The sequence below is a fragment of the Methylobacterium terricola genome, from assembly GCF_006151805.1.
GTDB lineage: Bacteria > Pseudomonadota > Alphaproteobacteria > Rhizobiales > Beijerinckiaceae > Methylobacterium > Methylobacterium terricola.
In genome coordinates this window covers 1-3,624 of sequence record NZ_VDDA01000082.1, presented here as the reverse complement: position 1 = coordinate 3,624, position 3,624 = coordinate 1, and the positions used below count along the sequence as shown (strand labels likewise).

General features: G+C 70.6%; 2 protein-coding genes. Both read right to left on the bottom strand.

Annotation, left to right across the window (positions count from 1 at the left end):
* The coding region (locus tag FF100_RS37685; protein ID WP_205825164.1) for an HlyD family type I secretion periplasmic adaptor subunit at nt 1-1,442 on the bottom strand (1,442 nt) is incomplete at its 3' end.
* On the bottom strand, nt 1,439-3,589 hold the full coding sequence (locus FF100_RS37680) for a type I secretion system permease/ATPase (RefSeq protein ID WP_205825165.1): 2,151 nt from the start codon (nt 3,587-3,589) through the stop codon (nt 1,439-1,441). The genes FF100_RS37680 and FF100_RS37685, both read right to left, overlap by 4 nt.
* Between the last annotated feature and the right edge of the window lie 35 nt (nt 3,590-3,624).

Below are 3,624 nucleotides of genomic sequence, written 5' to 3'. Positions count from 1 at the left end.
CGCCGCCCGGTCCGGATCTCCACCGTCGCGGTCATGCCGGGGGTGAGCGCCACGTCCTTGCCGTCGGCCTTGATGAACGTCTGCGACAAGGCCACCGTCACCGGGAAGATCAGGTTCTGGGTCTTCGTCATCCCGGTCACCGGGCTCACGCCCTGGCTGCGCGCCACCGACAGCGCGTCGCTGCCCCCGCCCGCCTCGCGGTCGTCGACCGCGTCGCGCGACACCCGCACCACGCGTCCCTCGATCGAACCGTAGCGGGTGAACGGGAAGGCATCGATCTTCACCACCGCCTCCTGGTCGGGCAGCACGAAGCCGATATCCTTGTTCTGCACCTGCGCCTCGACCTCGATCGGGCCGTCGCTCGGCACCACCACCATCAGCGGCTGGCCCGCCGTCACCACCTGCCCGAGCGTCGTCACCGCGAGCTGCTGCACCGTGCCGGAGATCGGCGCCCTGAGCGTGGTGCGCTCGCGCTTGAGCTGCGCCTTGACCACGTCCTGCACCAGCGTGTCGCGCTTCTGCGCCGCTTCCGTCAGCGCCTGGTACTGGCGCGCCACCGTCTCGCTCGTCAGCTGCGTGATCCGCCGCTGCAGCGAGGTCGCGGCCGCCTTGGCCTCGCTCAGCTGGCCGCGGTCATAGGCGAGGTCGGCCGCCACCTGCTCGACCTGCTGCACCGCGTCGATCACCGCCGCCCGCGTGCCGGCCGCCCGCTCGACCAGGGTCTCGCGCATCTCGGCGCGCTCCTTCAGCACCGCCTGCAACCGCATCCGCGCGGCGATGCTGGCGGTGAACCGCTCCTGCGTCGCCACCTTCTCGGCGAACTGCGCCTCGAACGCCTCGCGGGTGGTGACGTACTGGCCGATCTCGGCCAGCATCGCCCCCTCCTCGCGCGCCCGCACCGCCGGCGGTATCCCGGCCGGGAACTCGACCTTGGCGGTCGGCCGGTTCTTATCGACCGCCTCGATCGTCGCGCGCCGCCGCGCGATCTGGGCTTCCAGCGCCGCGAGGTCGCCCTGGCGCGACGACAGGTCGGCCTCGGCCTCGGTCGGCTCGAGCGTCAGCAGCACGTCGCCGGCCTGGACCCGGCTGCCGTTCTCGACCGACACGGTCTGGACCTTGCCGGTGTCGAAGGGCTGCACGACCTTCGAGCGGCCACTCGGCTGGATGCGCGCGGTGGCGACCGCGTGGATGTCGATCTGGGCGAAGATGCTCCAGACGAGCGCCGCCCCGAACATCAGGCACATCACCCAGGTGAACGCCACCGCGTAGGGCGAGGGCGGGGTGTCGAGGATCTCGAGATGCGCCGGCAGGAATTCCTGGTCCGCGCGGTCGTCGGCGAGCCGCCGCACCCGCTCGGTGAGCCCGCGCGGGCTGAACCGGGCCGGCGGCGGGGATCTGCGGCGCGGGGCCGGCAGGTTGGGGGAAGCGGGGTTCGCGCTCACGCGGCCTCTCCCTGGGCTGAGCCGTGGTCGGATTGCAGGCGCCAGAGCCGGCCGTAGAGCGAGGCCGGGCGCTCGACCAGCTCGCGGTGGGTGCCGTCCTCGACGATCCGCCCCTCCTGCACGGCGATGATGCGGTCGCAGATCCGCACCGCCGCCAGCCGGTGGGCGATGATGATCACGGTGCGGCCGCGCACGATGTGCTTCATGTTCTCCTGGATAATCCGCTCGCTCTCGTAGTCGAGCGCCGAGGTCGCCTCGTCCAGGATCAGGATGCGCGGGTTGGTGGCGAGGGCCCGGGCGATCGCGAGGCGCTGGCGCTGCCCGCCCGAGAGGTTGGCGCCGCGCTCCTCGATCGGGGTGTCGTAGCCGAGCGGCAGCCGGTTGATGAACTCGTCGGCGCCGGCCAGCCGCGCCACCTGCATCACCTGGGCCCGCGACAGGCCGGGATTGGCCAGCGCGATGTTGTCGAACACCGTCTTGTTGAAGAGGAGGTTCTCCTGCAGCACCACCCCGATCTGGCGCCGCAGCCAGGCCGGATCGACCTGGGCGATGTCGACGCCGTCGACCAGCACCTGGCCCTTCTCGGGGACGTAGAGGCGCTGGAGGAGCTTGGTGAAGGTCGATTTGCCCGAGCCCGACGGGCCGACGATGCCGACGACCTGGCCGGCCGGGATGTCGAGGCTGACATCCTTGAGCACCTCCGGCGTGCCGGGCTGGTAGCGGAACGACACGCCGCGCACGGTGACCTGGCCCTTGGCCGGCGGCAGGTGGGCCTGGGCCAGCGCCCGGGTCTCCGGGGGACAGTTGAGCACGTCGCCGAGGCGCTCGAGCGACACCTTGACCTGCTGGAAGTCCTGCCAGAGCTGGGACAGGCGCAGGATCGGCGCGGTGACCTGGCCCATGATCATGTTGAAGGCGATCAGGCTGCCGACGGTCATCTCGCCGTTCATGACCGCGTAGGCGCCGAAGAACAGCACCAGCGCGGTGGTGACCTTGGAGATGTACTGGATCGCGTTCTGGCCGATGCTGGCGACGAGGCCGGCGACGAACGAGGTCTTGACGTAGGCGGCGAGGCGCTCCTCCCACTGGCCCTTGAGCGTCGGCTCGACGGCGAGCGCCTTGACGGTGTGGATGCCGACCACCGCCTCGATCAGGAACTGGCTCGACAGGGCCGAGCGGTTGAAGCGCTCGAGCGTCTTGTCGCGCAGGATCGGGCGCAGCAGCACCGCCACCAGGATGTAGCACGGGATCGACAGGGTGACGATCAGCGCCAGCACCGGCGAGTAGACGTACAGGATGGCGAGGAAGAGCAGCGTGAAGGGAACGTCGATCGCCGAGGTCAGCGCCTGTCCGGTGAGGAAGTTGCGCACCGTCTCGAGCTCGCGCACCCGGGCGACGGTCTGGCCGGCGGGCCTTGTCTCGAAATAGCCGAGCGGCAGGCGCATCAGGTGGTCGAACAGGCGTGCGCCGAGCTCGACGTCGATGCGGCTGGCGGTATGGGTGAGGATGTAGCCGCGCAAGTATTGCAGCACGACGTGGAACAGGCCGAGCGCCACGAGGCCGACGGCGACGAGCGTCAGGGTGGAGTAGCCGCGATGAACCAAGACCTTGTCGATGGTGATCTGGAAGAAGATCGGGGTGATGAGGGCGCAGAGCTGGATGAACAGCGAGGCGACCAGCACGGTGGCGAGCGGCCTGCGGTAGCGCCAGACCGAGGGGACGAACCAGGTGAGGCCGAACTTGTGGAGCGCGGTCTGGAGGTTGGCGCGGCGCGCGACGAGCACGATGGTGCCGGACCATCGGGGGAGGAAGGCCTCGGCCTCGACGTGGTCGGCGGTGCGGGCGACGGGATCGATGATGCGGAGCTTGCCGTCCTCGAAGCGTCGTCCGAGGACGACGAAGCGTCCGTCCTCGACCTCGAGGATGGCGGGGAGCGGGATGCCGTCGAGGCGGGCCGGCGTCTGGTTCTGGAGCAGGCGTCCCTTGAGGCCGAGGCGCCGTGCGCCGCGGACGATGTCGGTGGCGGTCATGGCGGTCTGGCCGAGGCCGAGATCGTGGCGGACCTGGGCGGGCTCGCAGGGGATCTGGTGGAAGGAGGCGACGAGGGCCAGCGCCCCGAGGCCGGAATCGGGCCGGGCGGCGGGCAGCTCGGCCTGACCGGGGCCGGCCTGTGCGGCCGTGT